The following is a 16,605-nucleotide window of genomic DNA, read 5'->3' on the forward strand; positions in this document are numbered from 1 at the left end:
GCGACCAATCATACACCGTGCCGGACGCGCCGATAACAAGGCAGCGTGCATGTCATCAAAAGCGACTCCGCAATCGGTGCGAACTCGGTCGATTAGCCAAAGCGGCCGGTAAGGTAATCCTGAGTCCTGGTATCTCGCGGATTGCGGAACAGCTCACCGGTCTCAGCATGCTCAACCAACTCGCCCAACAGGAAAAACGCCACGGAGTCGGAAATACGAGACGCCTGCTGCATGTTGTGCGTGACAACAACCAGGGTGTAATGCTCTTTGAGCTCCATTGCCAGCTGCTCAATCATAACTGTAGAGATGGGATCGAGAGCAGAGGTGGGCTCGTCCATAAGCAGGACCTCGGGCTTGACGGCAAGCGCGCGGGCGATGCACAGGCGCTGCTGCTGACCACCGGAAAGACCGAGTCCGGAACTCTTGAGCTTATCCTTTACCTCGTCCCACAGCGCCGCGCGGCGCAGAGACTCCTCGACCAAGCCATCAAGCTCATCGCGATCCTTGATACCAAGACCGCGAGGACCGTAGGCCACGTTATCGTAGATGCTCATGGGAAACGGATTGGGGCGCTGGAAAACCATGCCCACGCGCTGACGCAGACGGGTCACGTTGTAGTCCGCGTAGATGTCCGCGCCGTCCAGCGTGATGGAGCCCTCGATACGGCAATCCTTAACGCTATCGTTCATTCGGTTGAAGCAGCGCAGCAGCGTGGACTTGCCGCAGCCGGACGGACCGATAAACGACGTGATCTCACGATCGCGAATGGCTATATTGACGTCTTTAAGCGCATGGTGGTCGCCGTAGAACAGGTCCAGATGCTCCACGCCCAGGCGAACATCATGCTGAGGTTCGGGCGCCTTATCCGCATATACCGGAGACGCCACGGACTCCCCCATCTCAAACGCACGCGCCGCCGCGACCGCGTCCGTCCACTCCTGCTCGTTGTTTTCCACTCGCTACCTCCTCATGAGCCTATTAGCTCATCAGATGGTACGTGGCACACTTCATGCAGGTGAAAGGCAATTGTTAGGGCATTGTAATGTCAACGAGAAAAGGGCCCGAAGGCCCCTTGTGTCCCGGGCAGAGGTGAACAAGAAGGCTGCGCGATGCCTGAAACCCAACCGGCTCGCAGGCCGTGTCAACCAAGCTTGCGGGCGCGCACGCCCGCGGCAGGTTCTCCTCGTCCACATCCACCTACGGCCACCTTGGAACTATTAGTCGGAATAGCCCGGTTGGCCTCTCGTGTATTGTCTCATTCCGGGAGCGTAATAGTAAAGACCGTATGCTCGGGAGTCGATATGCACTCAATAGCTCCACCATGGGCGTTTACGATTTCCTTCGCAATGGCCAAACCAAGGCCGGCACCGCCGCGATTTGTCGCACGTGCGGCATCCAAGCGGTAAAACTTCTCAAAAATCACCTTGAGCTTTGGCGCGGGAATGGGGTCTCCCTGATTCTCAAAGCGTATGCGCACGCAGGCGGCGCCCGTCGCCGCATCCTGCTCTCGGTCCGCGCTCACCCGAATGGTCGAGCCCTCATAGCTATAAGCTATGGCGTTCTTCATGATGTTATTGAACACGCGCGCCATCTTGTCGCCATCGACCAGCACGGTAAGCCCGGGCTCGACCTCGATAGAGGCGTCTTTTCTCTGGTCGGACAAGATGGGGTAGAACTCGTCCGCCACCTGGGCAAGCATGAGGCCCAGATCGACATAGCCGCGCGTAAGAACAATATCGTGGAAATCGAAACGGGTGATGTCGAAGAACTCCTCGATAAGAGCATCCAGGCGATGCGCCTTGTCCAGCGCAACCCCCGTAAAACGCACGCGCTGCTCCGCGGGCAGATCGGGCGCCTCCTGCAGCAGCGACAAATAGCCCACCACACTTGCCAACGGAGTCTTGAGGTCATGGGCCAGATAGGTAACCAGGTCGTCCTTGCGACGCGCTTCATCGGTCAGCGCCTGGGCGCTTTGGCGCTCGCGCTCGCGGACCCGGTTGATAGCGCCCTCGACCTCCAGATAGTCGCCATCCAAGTTATCCCAACTGTCACGGTGGTCCACCAGGCGATCGACCATGTGCCGAGCGATGGCGCGGTCCGCATCCTCGCGACCGCGGTCGCGCCCAAAGTTAAACATGGCCCGTCCGGCAAAAAAGCTGCCGCAGATGGCAAGAGCCAAAAAGAAGCCGCAGAACATGAAGAAGTACTCGATATTGAGGAACAGCGGACCGGCCGCCCGCGTCACAAGGGAACCTATGAACAGCATGGACAGCCAGGCGATGCCGCCCATGGTAACGGTGCGGCGGACGTTGACAAAGCGCTCGATGAGCATGTACCCCACCACAAACGCCACCATCGCGATAAGGATGTTCTCAAGGCCGAGCAACTCGATAAGCAGCAGGCCAAGCACCACGCAAGAGACGATGCGGCTCTCGAACACGCGGCGTACTTTCTGGATGGCATCGTCCACCCGCTGGTCAACGCCGTCCCCCGCCCACGCGAAGTCCTGGGGCGGAGCCGCCGGCACCTGAGACTGCGCGGAGCCCGCGGCAAAAGATGGATTGGAGGCAGGTGTAGATGCCGTGGTTGCGTCGGCGCCAGCTTGACCGGGCGTGTTGGGACCGGGCGCATCCGGATCATTCGGACGACCCGTTATGGGATTGATGGGCGCGCAGTCCCCGTGCTTTTTAGCCATGGGATACCCCTATAGACATGGGAGCGCCGATGTGACGGGCACTCGGGCGTTTAATCTTGGTATCGAGTATATTGAGCGCTCGCGTCCATGTGTACAAAAGACTTGCTTAAGCTCGCGGTGCGCACATAGCTAATCTAGCAACCACTTCCACGCGGGAACAATGTGAACGACTCCGCCCTCAAACGCAACCTCGTCCTCCTCGTCCATAGTAACGATCCAACCCTCGGGTACACCTAGCGAGCGCATGCCCGCCTGCAGGCCCAAGATTTCGCGCGCACGGGTCTTTTCATTTGACATGTCCCATGTCACCTGGACAAGCTGATACGCCTCGCCCATAAGAGGGCCGCCGACCACAAAGTCGATTTCATGGCGTATCGCGCCGGACTCAGTTACCAGCAGCCGCGAAAGGGAGCCATGCCTGGGGCTCACGTTAACCCTTTTCATCTTATTAAAGACGGCGGTCTCCAATCGCTGCGCCTCATCCCTGCTTGCTGAAGGCGAAAACGCCATAAGCATTCCCGGGTCGATGGCGTACACCTTTGAGGCCGATCGCGTATTGTCCGCAAGCGAACGCGAAAACTCGTTGAGCTCGAACACCAGATCAGCTTCCTGATAATACGAGAGTAAATTAGAGAGCGTCGCCCTAGACGTCGACACGCCGGCGCTCTTAAACTGCGCCGCAAGTTTATTGATCGACAGCTCTCTGCCAGATGAGGCAAGGCACCGAGTTAGAAACCGAGAGGCCACCACCTGGTTGCGAACTCCATAACGTTCTACAACGTCCATGTTGACCGTGCGGTAGGCATATTCTTGCAACAGAGAGATTCTATCTGCCGGAGAAAGATTTTGCGCGGCAATGAACCCTCCTCGCTCAAGGTACTCGGGCAAGAGGTTTCGCAACTGGGCGGACAACGTGCTGCCAAACACAATGGACGCGCCGGCGCCCGTGCCTTTTGCCCGTACGCCGCGAAAACGCGCATATTCCCCAAAGCTCATGGGGTACAGCTCGCGAGTTAGCGAACGTCCTCGAAACTCGCTTGCCAAGCCCGTTGACAACATTTTGGACGAGGAACCGGTAACGTACATTGTCGCTTTTTGCGTATCGATAACGCGGCGCAAGAAAGCTCCCCATTCGGGCACTTCTTGGATCTCATCAAAGAATAGGAACGCGCCCTCTGTTTTCGCTTGCGGACGCATGGCATAAAACGTGTCGAGAACCTTCGACAGGAGCTGCGAATCATATGGCCTGAGGCGTTCGTCCTCAAAGTTGAAGTAGAGGATATTGTCGAAACTGTATCCCGCCTGAACAATGCGATGCATTTCCTGATAGAGACGATATGTCTTTCCGCAACGGCGAACGCCCGCGACCACAATCGCAAGATTGCCACGTGCAGGAGGCTGCACGGCACCCAGGTCAAGGTCCCGCTCAAACACCTCGGGAATGCCTGTGTCGAAGAAATCCTGGATCTTCTCAGCAATTATCGAGTTCATGAGACGTCCAATCTTGCCACGCTACGTTGCAAGATTTGTATACATCTTGCAATCCTACGTTGCAAGATTTGGTGCAATCCCTGATGCAATACTACGCACGATTGCTTGCTATATAGTCTTTTACCTGCGGTTTTTCTATCCCTCGATGGTATAGCCGACGCCCCAGATGTTCTTGATGAAACGCGGGCTCTGCGCGTCGTCGCCGATCTTCTCGCGCAGATGGCGGATATGCACCATCACCGTGTTGTTGGACGAGGACATGAACTCCTCGCCCCACACCGCTTGGAACAAGTCCGCGACCGGCACCACGCGCCCGCGGTTCTCAGCCAAATACAGCAAGATGGAATACTCGAGCGGCGTTAAGCGCACCGGCTTCTCGTCCACCATCACGCTACGCGAATCACGGTTGATGACAAGTCCGTTAAAGCCGATCTCAGAGGCCTCTTCCTCTGCCTGGCCGCGGGCTCCGTACTTGGTGTAGCGACGGAGCTGCGCCTTGACGCGGGCGACCAGCTCAAGCGGGCGGAAGGGCTTGACCACGTAATCGTCCGCACCCAGCGAGAGGCCCTCGATCTTGTCAGTCTGCGAGTCTCGCGCGGTCAGCATGATGACGGGATACGTATGGTTGTTGCGGATGGTGCGCAGCAGCTCGAAGCCGTCGACGTCCGGCAGCATGATGTCCAGCACCGCCAGGTCGAACTCGTTTGTCAGGATCTCTCGCGCCGCATCCGCTCCCGTGTAGGCAAGCGTTACCTGGTAGCCCTCGTTCTTTAAATAGATTCCAACCAGGTCGGTAATGGTCTTCTCGTCATCGACAACAAGGATATGCGCGTCCATGCGACCTCCCCTTTGGGCTATCCGTCTGGCGCCAACGCGACCCCCGATTAATCGCATGGCAGCAGGTATACTCATCTTTAGCCAGTCTACACTCATTTGCGCGCGGCGTCGCAACCGCACCGCCGGGTCACATTCTTTTAAGGTGGAAACCATGCTCAAACACAGACAACCGCCGCATCGCCCCCGTAAGTTCCGCATTCGCGCCCTTGCCTCCGCTGCAACCCTTGCGCTTGTGGGAGCGCTGACGGCGCCGTCTGCCTATGCGGACGTCCGCGACACGGATATCATCTGCGGCGCATCCTATGCGGAGCAAGCGCGCGCAGCGGAAGATCAGCCCGATATTGTTGCCGCCGCCGCGATTGTTGTTGGCCAGGACGGAACAGCCTATTTTGAGCGCGATGCCGACGCGGAGGTAAAGATCGCCTCGCTCACCAAGGTCATGACGGCCATCATCGCGCTTGAAAATGCCCAATCTGATGACACCATAACGGTAGACCAACGTGCGGCCACCGTTGGCCAGTCGACCGCCGACCTTAAAGAGGGCGACAAGCTCCCCCTCTCCGAGGCGCTCAAGGGCCTTATGATGCCGTCTGGCAATGACGCCGCCATGGCGATCGCAACGTCTGTGGGAGCGCTCATCGACCCGCAAAGCGATGACCCCTACCAGACTTTTATCGACGCCATGAACACCAAGGCGGCGGAGCTGGGCATGGACCACACGGTCTTCGCCAACCCCCATGGCCTGGACTTCGATGGCTGGGAGGGCGATTTCCACTCGACCGCGCGCGACGTGGCAACCATGTTTGCCCACGCGATGAAAAACGAGGCGTTCCGCTCGATTGTAGCGGACACCGATAACCACATCACCGTCACCAGCGCGGACGGAAGCGAGCGCACTATAGAGCTTAAGCAGCGCAACGAGATATTGGGGCAGGATGGCAACATTGGCGGCAAGACCGGCGGCACCTACATCGCCCTTTCCAATTTTGTTGGCGCGTTCAACCGAGAGACGGGCGGCGAGATCTACACCGTTGTACTGGGCAGCGAGACCAGCGACACCCGCTGGGATGACACCCGCACCCTGGCCAACTGGTACTACGACCACGTGGTTAGCTACCCCGTTGCCAGCAGCCGCACGCAAGCCGTAACCGCCGAGGGCACGCCGCTGGTGGGCCGCGCCGCCCATGACGACTGGACGGACAAGACCGTCGACGTCACGCTTGCAGATCCCGAGCAGGCGATCTCGCTGTTTAGCCTGGCAGGCGATGTGGAGGCCGCGCTTGACATCGACCGGGTGCAGGGCGACGTAAAGCGCGGCGACACCGTGGGCGAACTGGTGCTGAGCCAGCAGGGCCGCGAGGTCGCGCGCGCCGAGCTTGTCGCCGCCGAGAACCAATCCGCACCCCAAGGCATCGACTGGCTTATGGTCCAGCTCGACCGTTTAGTACGCACCGTTTTGGGCGAGGACGCCACGGCTCAAAACCAAGAGCTTATAGAACCCGTCGACCCGCAGGATCTTGACGCCGTTGGCGCTGACAACAACGCCGCCAGCGACAGCGACGCCGCAGCCGCCGCGCAGCCCGCTAGCTAAGGCGAACCTCGTCCTCAAAAAGCCGGGAGACGCGCTCGCCCGCCTCATCCGCGCCAATATACCGGCAGCCAACGGCCTTGGGCTTGCCAAAGGTACCGTGGTAGTCGCTACCGCCGGTTGCAAACAGGCCGTATTCCGCCGCGACCCGGCGGGCGCGCTCGACATCTGCCAAGCTGTGATCCGGATGGTGCACCTCTATACCCTGAAGGCCCGCGCGCACCAACCCCGGCACCGCGGCCCAAGAATCCATCTGGCCCGGATGCGCCAACACGGCGACACCGCCCTGCTCGCGGATCGCACGAACCGCATCTTCCGCCGCAGGGTAGTCGACGGTGCGGTCGGCGATACCACCGCCTTTGAAAAGGCGCTTCACGCACGCCTGGTGTCGCTCGTCCGCATTGGGCAGATGCGAAAACGCCTCCATAAGATGCTGCCGATAAAAGCCCGTGCTGCGAGATCCCACGCCGATGGCCTCGTCTAGCGATAGCTCGCGACCGTCAAACGTCTCACCGGCGCGCATAATGGTCCACGCCTGCCACAGCGACAACTGCGTGCGGGCGAAAAGCGTGGCGTCCACCATACGCTCAAGCGGGCCGTCGCCGGCGGGCGTGGCTTCAAGGCCGTACGCCAGCACGTGCAACTTGTGCCCCGTTGCGGGATCCATGGCAGACACCTCAACACCCGCCAACACGGGCACGGCAGCACCGCGGGCGGCGGCGCGAATGGACGAAAGCTGGCGCAGGCAATCGTGATCGGTCACGGCGATGCCCGCCAGCCGCATACCTTGAGCGGCAGCGATCAGCCCTTCGACCGTCTCCGACCCATCTGAATACACGCTATGCATATGTAGGTCGAGCGTTCCCGCCGGACTACCGTATTCCATCGCCATGTGAATCCTCCCCAATCGCTTTCCAGTCACTCCCTGGGCGCCCGCCCGGCACCCCGCACAGACGGGAGCCGGTCGTCACCGTTATTCTGCTACAGAACTCCCCGCCACAAACCCGCCTGCTTGCATGTTGTACTCGCGATCGCAAACGCCTTCCATAAACTCAAGGTCATGAAAGATGCCAAGCATAGTGGTACCGGACGCCTTAAGCTGCTCGATCAGCTCGCGCACCTTCGCCTTGCTGGCGTTGTCCAAACTGTCGGTAGGTTCATCCAGCAGCAAAAAGCGTGGACGACGTACCATAGCGCGGGCGATGTTCAAGCGCAGCTTCTCGCCGCCGGAAAACGTGTTGGGATACAGATCCCACAGGTTCTTGGGAAAATCGAAATGTTCCAGCATGCGCGTGGTCTCAGACTCGATCGCCTCCTCGTCCTCAAACGCCTCTGACGCGCTGGCGCGAACGATCTGGCGAGCCGTAGTGCGCGGAACGCAATCCAAAAACTGGCTGATGTAGCCAATCTCGTTATTGCGCAGGTAAATCATGCGCCGCTCATCCAGCGTCGCCAAGTCGACCACGCCAAACGCAGCGGAATCATACAGGATCTTGCCAGACTCGGGCAGATTGGTGCGGTAGATGCACTTGAGAATGGTCGATTTGCCCGAACCCGAGCGCCCCGTCACGCCCACGAACTCCCCATGGCCCACGCGCATCGAGATGTGCTCGCAACCGCTCACGCGACGCCCGGCGGCATGCAGGGTAAACCCCTTGCTGACGTCTTGGATATCAAGCAGCGGCGTTGAGGCTGGCACCGCGGCGGACGCCCCCGCAAAAGACTTCGCTCCGCTCATGCGCGCACCCCCTCGTCCACAAGCGTCTCTTCCACGGTCGCGGCATCGGTCGCGAAACGCGCGGACATGCTTGGCAGCGAAGGGTACCAGGTACGAGACACCACGCGGCCGTCGACCATTGCCATGGTGATCACCGGGTAGCTATGCTGCCCCTCCTCGACCTCGCGCACAACCAGTACGTCAGCTTTCTTGCCCTCTTCCAGGCTTCCAATTTGGTCATCTGCCGCCACGGCGCGCGCCGGGTTGATAGTGAGCATGGCAAAGGCCTCTTCAAGCGGCAGCTTAAAGGTGTGGTGCAGTACAAATGCGCTTTGCAGCATAGCGGTGGGATAGTAGTCCGAACACAGACAGCTCGCCACGCCCCCGCGAACCGCTTCGCTGGCAGACAGATTGCCAGAATGGCTCTTGCCCAGCAAGATGTTGGGCGTGCCCATCACGGTGCTCATGCCGCGACGACGCGCCTCGGCAGCGACCTCCAGACTAATGGGGAACTCCGAGATAGTGCAGCCCAGCTGCTGCATCAGTTCCAGTTTCTCTACCGTGTCGTCGTCATGGCTGGCAACGGGCACGCCGTGCTCGCGCGCCAGGCTGGCGAGCGATGTCAGCGCGTCCAGCGTAATCTTGGGCGACTCCTCGCAAGCCTTTGCAACCTCCAGGGCGTCCTCCATAGAGAGCTCGCGGTCGCTGCGAACCGACCGGCGCCAGATCTCCAAGTCGCGATACTGGCCCTGGCCAGGCGTGTGATCCATAAAGCTCAGCTCATCCACCTCGCCGGCGGCGATATGGCGGGCGACGTCCTCAACCACGCCCACGTTGTCGATCTCAAGACGTAAATGCAGTCGATGCCTAATAAGGTGGGCATTGCGCCCCTCGGTGCGCTTGGATGCGGCGATCAGGGCCATGATGCGCTGCGTATTCTCCCAAGCTCGCACCGGCTTTGTGTCCATCACATCGCGCCCATAGGCAGAGAGCGAGTGGTACATGGTGGTGATGCCATGGCCCAACAGCTCGCGCTCGGCCTCAAAAAACGCCGTGGGAAAATCCATGAGAACGGTGGGGCGCGGAGAGATAACGCCCTCGATATAGTCAGAATGAATATCGACCAGGCCCGGCACCACGTAGCCGCCGTGCGCATCGATCACGCCGGCGCCGGCGCGCTCCGCCTCAAGCGTGCCCTGCTGTTGAATGGCGGCGATGCGGTCGGCATCGACCACCAGCTCGTACCCAAAGAGCAGGCGGTCCGGTTGGACGATGATACCGTTGCGAATTACATACATGCTCTTAGTTCCTCCAAATATAGGTAGCTAAGCGTTTTGGACGATTTAAGGGGCGGGCGCCCGTACCCGGCGGCCTTTTGCGTCTCGCCCGTGCTACAGCAGCGAGTACACAAGCTCCTGCGTGTAGGGGTGCTGCGGGTCCTGCATCACCTGGTCGGTAAGGCCGTGCTCGATCACCCGGCCGTCCAGCATCACCATGGTGCGGTCCGCCAGCAGGCGGATGACACCCAAGTCATGACTTACCACCACCATGGAGACTCCCAGCTCGCGGCGCAGCTGCAAAATCAAATCGAGCACGCGAGCCTGCACGGAGAGGTCGAGCCCCGTGGTGACCTCGTCCAAAAACAGCAGGGGCGGACGGTTGGAGAGCGCCTTGGCGATCTGGACGCGCTGCTGCATGCCGCCGGAAAACGCGCGGGGCGCCTCCTGCTCGCGACGAACCGGAATGTTGACGCGCTCAAGCAGCTCGCGCCCGCGGTCGACCATCTGCCCCACCTCGCGCGAGCCGGCGGCGATCTGCTTCTCCGCAATATTTGACAGCGCGGAGAAATTCATGCGCAGGCCCAGGTAGGGATTTTGGTACACCATGCCAAAGATGCGGTCGCGAATATAGCGCTGCTGCTGGCGCGACACCTCGAAGCAATTGGCAGCGCCGCCGTCAAAGGCCGAGACGCGCATATCGCCCGACGTGGGCTGCTGGTCAAAATACAGGCACTGCATGAGGGTCGATTTTCCCGATCCGCTTTCGCCCACAATACCCAAGATCTCGCCGGGATGAACCTCGAGCGAAACGTCGCGCACGGCGTGCACGGTGCCGCATTTGGGGCAGATGTTGCGCTCCAGGGGAGCGTTGACGTTGCGGCAATAGTCGCAACCCTCGCCATAGCGCTTCGCCAGGTGATTAACCCGCAATACGGGATGCAGATCTTCAAATCTCCTGGTCACGGTTGCAGGCAGCTGCCGGCCCGCCGCGGCCGCGGCGCCATTCGCGCCGTTGTGTACGTTATCCATCTATGCGCGCCCGCCTTCCCTGTGGTGTGCAACGTGGTTAGAGCAATAGTCGGTATCAGAGCACTGCCATGCGGGCTCGCCGGTGGCGGGGTCCACGGTCTGCGTCATGAACACGCCCGTGGCACCGCACACGCAGCATCGCTTGCCCTCAAAGTCCTCGCGCACAAACGGGTAGTCGTCAAAGGCGAGCGACTCCACCTTGGTGTGGGGCGGCACGGCGTAGATTTTCTTCTCGCGGCCGGCGCCAAACAAAAAGAGGTTGTCAGCATTGTTAAGGCGGCCGTTGTCGTAGCGCGGAATGGGGCTGGGCGCCATAACGTAGCGCCCGTTCACCATCACAGGATGGTCTGCGCCGGTAGTGGTTGTTCCGTATCGCACAATCTGTTCAAACAGCTCTAGGTAGGCGCCGGTGTACTCCGCTTCCGCGTGCAGGCGGCGCGTCACGGTCTCGCGCGGCTCATAGGTGCGCAGCGGCTCGGGCGTGGGCACCTGCAGCACCATAAGCTGGTCGCGGGTAAGCGGGCGCTCGGGTATGCGGTGGCGACTCTGAATAAGCGTGGCCTCCTGCGTTGACGTGGTGGTCGCAACTCCGGTGGTCTGCTGCACCAACGTACGGATAGACACCGCGTTGACGCTTGCGTCCGAGCCCTGGTCGATCACCTTGAGCACATCGGCAGGACCGATGCAAGACAACGTCACCTGCAGACCGCCCGTACCCCAGCCGCGCCCAATGGGCATCTCACGGCTGGCGAAAGGCACCTGGTAGCCGGGGATGGCCACCGCCTTGAGGATCGCGCGGCGGATCTCGCGCTTGGAACCCTCGTCCAAAAACGCAAAGTTGTAGCTATTTTGCATGGGCGACCTCGTTTTGAAGATCTTGCGCCGGGCCGCCGTTGCGCCTGGAACGCAAGGCGGAATCCAGCTTGCTTTGGAACGTGACGTAGTGGGGCAGCTTAAGATGGCTGATAAAGCCCGTGGCCTCCACCCCGTCTATATGGGTAAGAACAAATTCCTGGTCCTGCGTGGGGTAGCGCACATCATCTGCCCGCAGGCTGTGATCAAGCACGCTCATGGCGATCGCCTTGCTCTCATCCCCGCCCATTACCAGGCCATAGCCCACGTCGAGCGAGCTTACGTGGCGGCCATCGACCACTTCGTCAGAGACAATGAGGCTTTCCACCTCAACTACGGGGATGCTTCCCAGGTAATAGGCGTCATCCTCGCTTGCCGCGTCCGAGTCCGCAGACGCGATGGTCACCGGCACATCTCCGCGACGCAGCTCCCCCACCGTTGGATGCGACAGGCCAAAACCGCGAATCGCCGCATAGCCTATGGCGACCACCGCCTGCGTGAGCCCGCGCGTGAGCGCTTGCAGCACCACGCTGCGGGGAGCGGGAAACGCCAGCGGCGTCTTGGTAATGTCCACGGGCTCCGTATCATCCTGCTCAAAGGTGGGAGTCATCCCAATATGGCGCAGATAATCCAACACCTTGGGCACAGCCTCTAGCGATTCCTCGCCCACAGGCGGCGCCACCTGCTCAAGGCGCTCCCGCAAAACCCGAGCGGTCTCGCGCAGGTCACCATCGTCCTCATCCGCAATGCCAAAATCAATCAGTCGATGACTGTAGTCACGCGTGGCACCCAGCACCTGGCCGCCCTCTATGTCCTTGAACGCCGCGGAGATGCGACGGTTCACGCGCATGCAGCCGGTATCGATGGTGCGCGAGGTATACAGGCGCTCCAGCGTGGAACGGTAGGCTCGGACCAGAAAGACGGCTTCTTCGACCGATCCTCGCGCCTGCTTTACCGCAAGCGCCGCGATATCCGGCGCCCACAGCGAGCCCTCGCTCATAACCTGCTCGACCAAACACGGCAAGCTGCGAGCGACGTCGTCTGCATCCAGCGCGCGGTGCGTCGAGACTCGCTGCAGCTCAAGCAGGTCAAGCGACGCCGCAATTGCCTGCTCGCCCCCGCTCACCGCTACATATCCCATGAACAACCCCCATCTTCAAGCGCGCCTGCGCACTCGATTGCACTGGACCGCGGAATCGCGATCACGTGGCCCGCGCCGTCGACCAGCACCACATCGATTCCGCAGGGAAACTCATCCTCACGTTCCACGCGCGCCCGCAGCACGTCGCCGCGGTCGCAGGCGATAACGGCGGACCCGTCAACGCCCGGGCCCGTTATGCGCCACTCCGTGGCAGCTTGAGCGCTTGCGACCGCCGCCGCCACGGATCCCGGCTCGCCATACTGGTCTGGCGCGACGTGAGAAGCGTTGGACGAGGAGCCCGTGACGGTCCCATCGCGCCCGCGCCCCAGCAAGGTCGAGCACTCGACAATGCACGTCGCCCCCAGGTGCGGGGCTTCAAGCGTTCCGGCCGTCACGCCCTGCACGCACGCGGCCGCCACGTCTCCGCGAACGCTCACGGGAACAACCACGTAGGCGGCGCTGCGTTGGTCGCGAGCGCACGCATGGAACCGACGCACCAGCAAACGCTCCGCGCGCGTCCCCTCCTCGCCCGTCACCGCCAGGCTTGTTGCAGAATCCAGCAACGCATCCGCCAGCAGCATGGTCGCCGGCATCAACCCCGCGCGCGCCGCTAGCGCGGCCTCATCCGCCAGGCCGAAAAGCCGCTGCACCTCACCGGGACGAGCCATGGCGTCGAGCAGCACCCTAAAGGTTGCCTGCAGCCTAAAAGCCTGCTGATCGGCATCCGCGTTGCGCTCAAAGCGCGCCGTAGAAGTTGTCATTTCGCCACCGCCTGCACGCTCATGTCCTGTCCTCCCATTTCATCGAACGCCACGCGAGAGGCAAGCGTTTGCGCATCCTGCGCAGAGCGCGCCTCACACAGGCTGTGCCAAGCGTTTTCTATGTACTGCTCAAGCTGGATGCGGCACTCCAGGGAACCCGGCAGCGCGCATGCCGCGTCTATAACGGCGAGGCTGTAGGCCAGGCCCTCGTCCACGCCAAGCACCGCGCCCAAGCCTTCGGCCTCTTGACCCGCACCGGGACCGCTTACGAGCACACGGCATTCCGTCATGAGGGCCTCGCCCATATAGAAGCGAGAGCAGCGGGCCGTGTCGCGGACCTCGCACATCACCAAACCCTGGCGCGGGGCGGACAGCACCTCGACGCGAAGCTGCTCCTCGATCATGCGCGCCAGCTTGGCCGCCAACAAAGGGTCGCCCTCAACAAGCGCTTCGGTCCGTTTTCTCCTGCTAATCACGCGGTCCCCTTTCATAAGGATTGCCCGTGCACAACGGCAACTGCGGCCGCACAAGCGTTATTACTAGTCGTTGATGATGTAGCGCCGACGCAGGCGCACCGAGACAAGCTCCAGCGCAAACGCCACCAAGATACACACGTAGACGATCACGCCCACCTCATGCAGGTTGTAATAGCGCGTGCCGGCTTGGTACAGCTGAAAACCAATCCCGCCCGCGCCTGCAAACGCGCCCACGGCGACCGCGTTGGTAAAGTTGATCTCAAAGCGAATGAACGTCCAACTCAACAACTTGGTAATAGTGCCCGGCAGCACTGCCTGGAACACGGTTTGCCAAAAGCCGGCGCCGCTCGCGCGCAGCGCTTCGATCACGCCGCCGTCGATCTCCTCGAAACTCTCCGAATAGCTCTTGGTGAGATAGGCAATGGAGTGCAGCGAGATGCCCAAGACGGCGGCCTCCGACCCCAAGCCGATCGCCACGGTAAACACCAGCACCCACAGGATGGTGGGGATGGCGCGGATAACCGCAACCACGGCCTTAACCGCGTTGGAAACCGCGGGGCTGGACAGATTCTCGCTTGCCGCCAAAGCAAGCAAAAACGAGACCACGGCGGAAAGCAGCGTGCACACCACGGTAACCGCCAACGTGATGACCGTGCTTTGCGCCACGGTTTCCCAGGTAAAGTGACTTGCTCCGTACGGCGGGTCGAGAGCGGGCTGCAAGAACATGGCCCTAGCGTCCGCCAGCGCCTGCAGCGCCGCCCGGCCCAAGTCCACCGCTCCATACTGCATGCGCGCAAATGTAAGCACCGTAAGCACCGCCAACACCGCAAGGGTGATGGGAATGGCGCGGTTGGCGCCTTTGGACGAGGACGTGCGCAGGCGCCCGCGAGCGTCGCGCTCGACCACGGCCGCCGCCGATTGCGTGAGTTGCATGCCCGCCATTAGATCATCGACCTCCTCGCCACGTTTGAGACGGCCTCGATCGCCAGCACCAAGACGATGGTCAGCACAATGACCAACCCGGCGCAGTCATAGCGAAACGAGTTGTAGTACAGCTGGAACACAAAACCAATGCCCGTGCCCGTAAGCAGGCCAATCAGCGTTGCGGACCTAATGTTGGTCTCGACCATATAAAGCATCCAGCTCATAAGGTCCGCCGCGGCGAGCGGCAAGCCCGCCTGAAACACCACGTGCCAAAAACTCGCACCGCACGCCCGCAGAGCCTCAACGGGTCCCGTGGGAATCTCGTCAAATGTATCTAAAAAGAAGCGCGTAAGCTGGCCAAACGTGGTAAGGAACAGAGCCAAAAACCCAGTGAACTCGTTTTGCTTGAACGAGAGGAGGAGAAGCAGCGCCCATGCGACCATGGGGACGTTGCGCACCACGCTTGCAAAGGCGCGAATGATACCGCGAACCGGCCCCCACTCCACGCCGACGGTGCGCGATCCAAGCACGGCCAAGACTATGCCCAAAATAGCAGCGATCACCGTCGCCGCCACGGAATCGAGCACAGTGGAGACCGTCTGCTCCAACACGTAGCCAAGCTCGCCCAAAGAAGATGCCGTGGGCATAAAGTTCTGCAGCATCCATGCAAGCGCGGCGGGCACGGACGTCAACGCGTAGGCCAAGCTGAAGTCGCAGATAGAGGCACCCAGCTGGAACACCGCCACGGCAAGCGCTACGCCGCCGATGGTGATGAGCTGACGGCGGCGAAACCACCCTAGATCAACGGAAGCGCGCGAGCAGGCGCTTGGGCACGCGGCATCGACGGTACTCATTGCGCACCGCCAGGAGCCGTGGCGCCAACACCAACCGCCGAAACGTCCGCAACGGGCACGCCGGACGCAAGCGGTGCGGGACCGGCTACCTCGACATCGACCAGGGCTTCCTCATCACCCTCGTAGATGCGGGCGATAACCTGCGGCGTCACCTCGTCCGGTGTGCCCTCGAAAACCTTCTCGCCCTCGCGCAGGCCGATGATGCGGTCCGAGAACTCCAATGCAAAGTCAACCTGATGCAGATTCACCACGCATGCGATGCCGTGCTGCCTGGTCACGCGGCACAGGTGTTCCATAACCATGCGGCTGCTCTTGGGGTCGAGGCTAGCGATGGGCTCGTCGCACAAAATGATCTTTGGGTCTTGGATCAATGCGCGGGCAATGCCGACGCGCTGCTTCTGACCACCAGAGAGCTGGTCGGCGCGGCGGTAGGCAAACTCGCCCAGCCCCACCTCGTCCAAAAGCTCGAAAGCCCGGGCTTTCTCGTCCTCGGTATACAGACCCAAAGCCCCCGCCAGGGCGTTCTTGTAGCCAAGGCGTCCGTGCAACACGTTTTGGATGGCGCACAGCCGGTAGACCAGGTTGTAATTTTGAAAGATCATGGCGATCTTGGTGTGGACTGCGCGCAGGTCGCCGCGACGAAGATGCGTGATGTCGCGGCCCTCAAAAACCACGCTGCCCTCGCTTGGCTCGATCAAACGGTTGATGCAGCGCAAAAACGTCGACTTACCCGCGCCGGACGGACCGATCACCGCAACAAATTCGCCGGCCTCGATAGTGGTGTCGACGCCTTGTAGGGCATGACGCTGGCCGGTCGCGCGCGGCCCATCATAGCTTTTGCCAAGCCCCGTGATTTTCAGAAGCGGCACATGCTGCGTCATGGCGCTCCCCTTTCTTTGGAACTGCCGACAATAAATAGGAGGCCGGGCGCGCGGTTTCGCATTGCCCGCACACTCGGCC

General features: G+C 61.1%; 16 protein-coding genes. 1 reads left to right on the plus strand and 15 read right to left on the minus strand.

Features of this window, described 5'->3' with window-relative positions; genetic code table 11:
* Positions 1–92: 92 nt before the first annotated feature.
* The 4 genes from pstB to HMPREF9452_RS04410 all read right to left on the minus strand — a co-directional run bounded on the left by pstB (position 93) and on the right by HMPREF9452_RS04410 (position 5,023).
* Positions 93–956, minus strand: a complete 864-nt coding sequence (pstB, locus tag HMPREF9452_RS04395) for a phosphate ABC transporter ATP-binding protein PstB (protein WP_009140915.1) — start codon at positions 954–956, stop codon at positions 93–95.
* 299 nt (positions 957–1,255) lie between these two features.
* The gene (locus tag HMPREF9452_RS04400) at positions 1,256–2,695 is read right to left on the minus strand and encodes a sensor histidine kinase (protein ID WP_009140916.1); all 1,440 of its coding nucleotides are present in this window, start codon (positions 2,693–2,695) and stop codon (positions 1,256–1,258) included.
* A 129-nt stretch (positions 2,696–2,824) separates the two neighbouring features.
* Positions 2,825–4,186: an ATP-binding protein gene (locus HMPREF9452_RS04405; protein WP_009140917.1), complete on the minus strand. Its 1,362-nt coding sequence runs from the start codon at positions 4,184–4,186 to the stop codon at positions 2,825–2,827.
* 135 nt (positions 4,187–4,321) lie between these two features.
* A complete protein-coding gene (locus HMPREF9452_RS04410; RefSeq protein ID WP_009140918.1) occupies positions 4,322–5,023 on the minus strand; it encodes a response regulator transcription factor in 702 nt (233 codons plus the stop codon).
* Positions 5,024–5,174: 151 nt separating this feature from the next.
* Here HMPREF9452_RS04410 and HMPREF9452_RS04415 point away from each other — a divergent pair, with 151 nt between their 5' ends.
* Complete coding sequence (locus tag HMPREF9452_RS04415) at positions 5,175–6,614, plus strand: D-alanyl-D-alanine carboxypeptidase family protein (RefSeq protein WP_009140919.1); 1,440 nt, start codon at positions 5,175–5,177, stop codon at positions 6,612–6,614.
* Here the strand turns inward: HMPREF9452_RS04415 and HMPREF9452_RS04420 are convergent.
* From HMPREF9452_RS04420 to phnC, 11 genes are all read right to left on the minus strand, one after another.
* Positions 6,607–7,503, minus strand: a complete 897-nt coding sequence (locus tag HMPREF9452_RS04420; RefSeq protein ID WP_009140920.1) for a PHP domain-containing protein — start codon at positions 7,501–7,503, stop codon at positions 6,607–6,609. The genes HMPREF9452_RS04415 and HMPREF9452_RS04420 overlap by 8 nt on opposite strands.
* Before the next feature lie 81 nt (positions 7,504–7,584).
* On the minus strand, positions 7,585–8,349 hold the full coding sequence (locus HMPREF9452_RS04425) for a phosphonate C-P lyase system protein PhnL (protein ID WP_009140921.1): 765 nt from the start codon (positions 8,347–8,349) through the stop codon (positions 7,585–7,587).
* On the minus strand, positions 8,346–9,626 hold the full coding sequence (locus HMPREF9452_RS04430; protein ID WP_009140922.1) for an alpha-D-ribose 1-methylphosphonate 5-triphosphate diphosphatase: 1,281 nt from the start codon (positions 9,624–9,626) through the stop codon (positions 8,346–8,348). The genes HMPREF9452_RS04425 and HMPREF9452_RS04430 overlap by 4 nt, the downstream gene beginning before the upstream one ends.
* A gap of 93 nt (positions 9,627–9,719) precedes the next feature.
* Complete coding sequence (locus HMPREF9452_RS04435) at positions 9,720–10,637, minus strand: ATP-binding cassette domain-containing protein (protein WP_009140923.1); 918 nt, start codon at positions 10,635–10,637, stop codon at positions 9,720–9,722.
* On the minus strand, positions 10,638–11,492 hold the full coding sequence (locus HMPREF9452_RS04440; RefSeq protein ID WP_009140924.1) for an alpha-D-ribose 1-methylphosphonate 5-phosphate C-P-lyase PhnJ: 855 nt from the start codon (positions 11,490–11,492) through the stop codon (positions 10,638–10,640).
* The gene (locus HMPREF9452_RS04445) at positions 11,482–12,630 is read right to left on the minus strand and encodes a carbon-phosphorus lyase complex subunit PhnI (RefSeq protein ID WP_009140925.1); all 1,149 of its coding nucleotides are present in this window, start codon (positions 12,628–12,630) and stop codon (positions 11,482–11,484) included. The genes HMPREF9452_RS04440 and HMPREF9452_RS04445 overlap by 11 nt, the downstream gene beginning before the upstream one ends.
* Positions 12,618–13,391 (minus strand): phosphonate C-P lyase system protein PhnH, encoded by a 774-nt coding sequence (gene phnH / locus HMPREF9452_RS04450; protein ID WP_009140926.1) that lies wholly within the window; start codon positions 13,389–13,391, stop codon positions 12,618–12,620. Before phnH ends, HMPREF9452_RS04445 begins: the two co-directional genes overlap by 13 nt.
* Positions 13,388–13,867 (minus strand): phosphonate C-P lyase system protein PhnG, encoded by a 480-nt coding sequence (locus tag HMPREF9452_RS11255; RefSeq protein WP_009140927.1) that lies wholly within the window; start codon positions 13,865–13,867, stop codon positions 13,388–13,390. Before HMPREF9452_RS11255 ends, phnH begins: the two co-directional genes overlap by 4 nt.
* A gap of 63 nt (positions 13,868–13,930) precedes the next feature.
* Positions 13,931–14,809, minus strand: coding sequence for a PhnE/PtxC family ABC transporter permease (locus HMPREF9452_RS04460; RefSeq protein ID WP_009140928.1), 879 nt, complete (start codon positions 14,807–14,809; stop codon positions 13,931–13,933).
* Positions 14,809–15,645, minus strand: coding sequence for a PhnE/PtxC family ABC transporter permease (locus HMPREF9452_RS04465; protein ID WP_009140929.1), 837 nt, complete (start codon positions 15,643–15,645; stop codon positions 14,809–14,811). The genes HMPREF9452_RS04460 and HMPREF9452_RS04465 overlap by 1 nt, the downstream gene beginning before the upstream one ends.
* Positions 15,642–16,526 carry a phosphonate ABC transporter ATP-binding protein gene (gene phnC / locus HMPREF9452_RS04470; protein WP_009140930.1) on the minus strand — a complete coding sequence of 295 codons (885 nt, stop codon included), beginning with the start codon at positions 16,524–16,526 and terminating at the stop codon, positions 15,642–15,644. The genes HMPREF9452_RS04465 and phnC overlap by 4 nt, the downstream gene beginning before the upstream one ends.
* Positions 16,527–16,605: the final 79 nt, after the last annotated feature.

It is taken from the genome of Collinsella tanakaei YIT 12063 (assembly GCF_000225705.1).
In the GTDB taxonomy this organism is placed as follows: domain Bacteria; phylum Actinomycetota; class Coriobacteriia; order Coriobacteriales; family Coriobacteriaceae; genus Collinsella; species Collinsella tanakaei.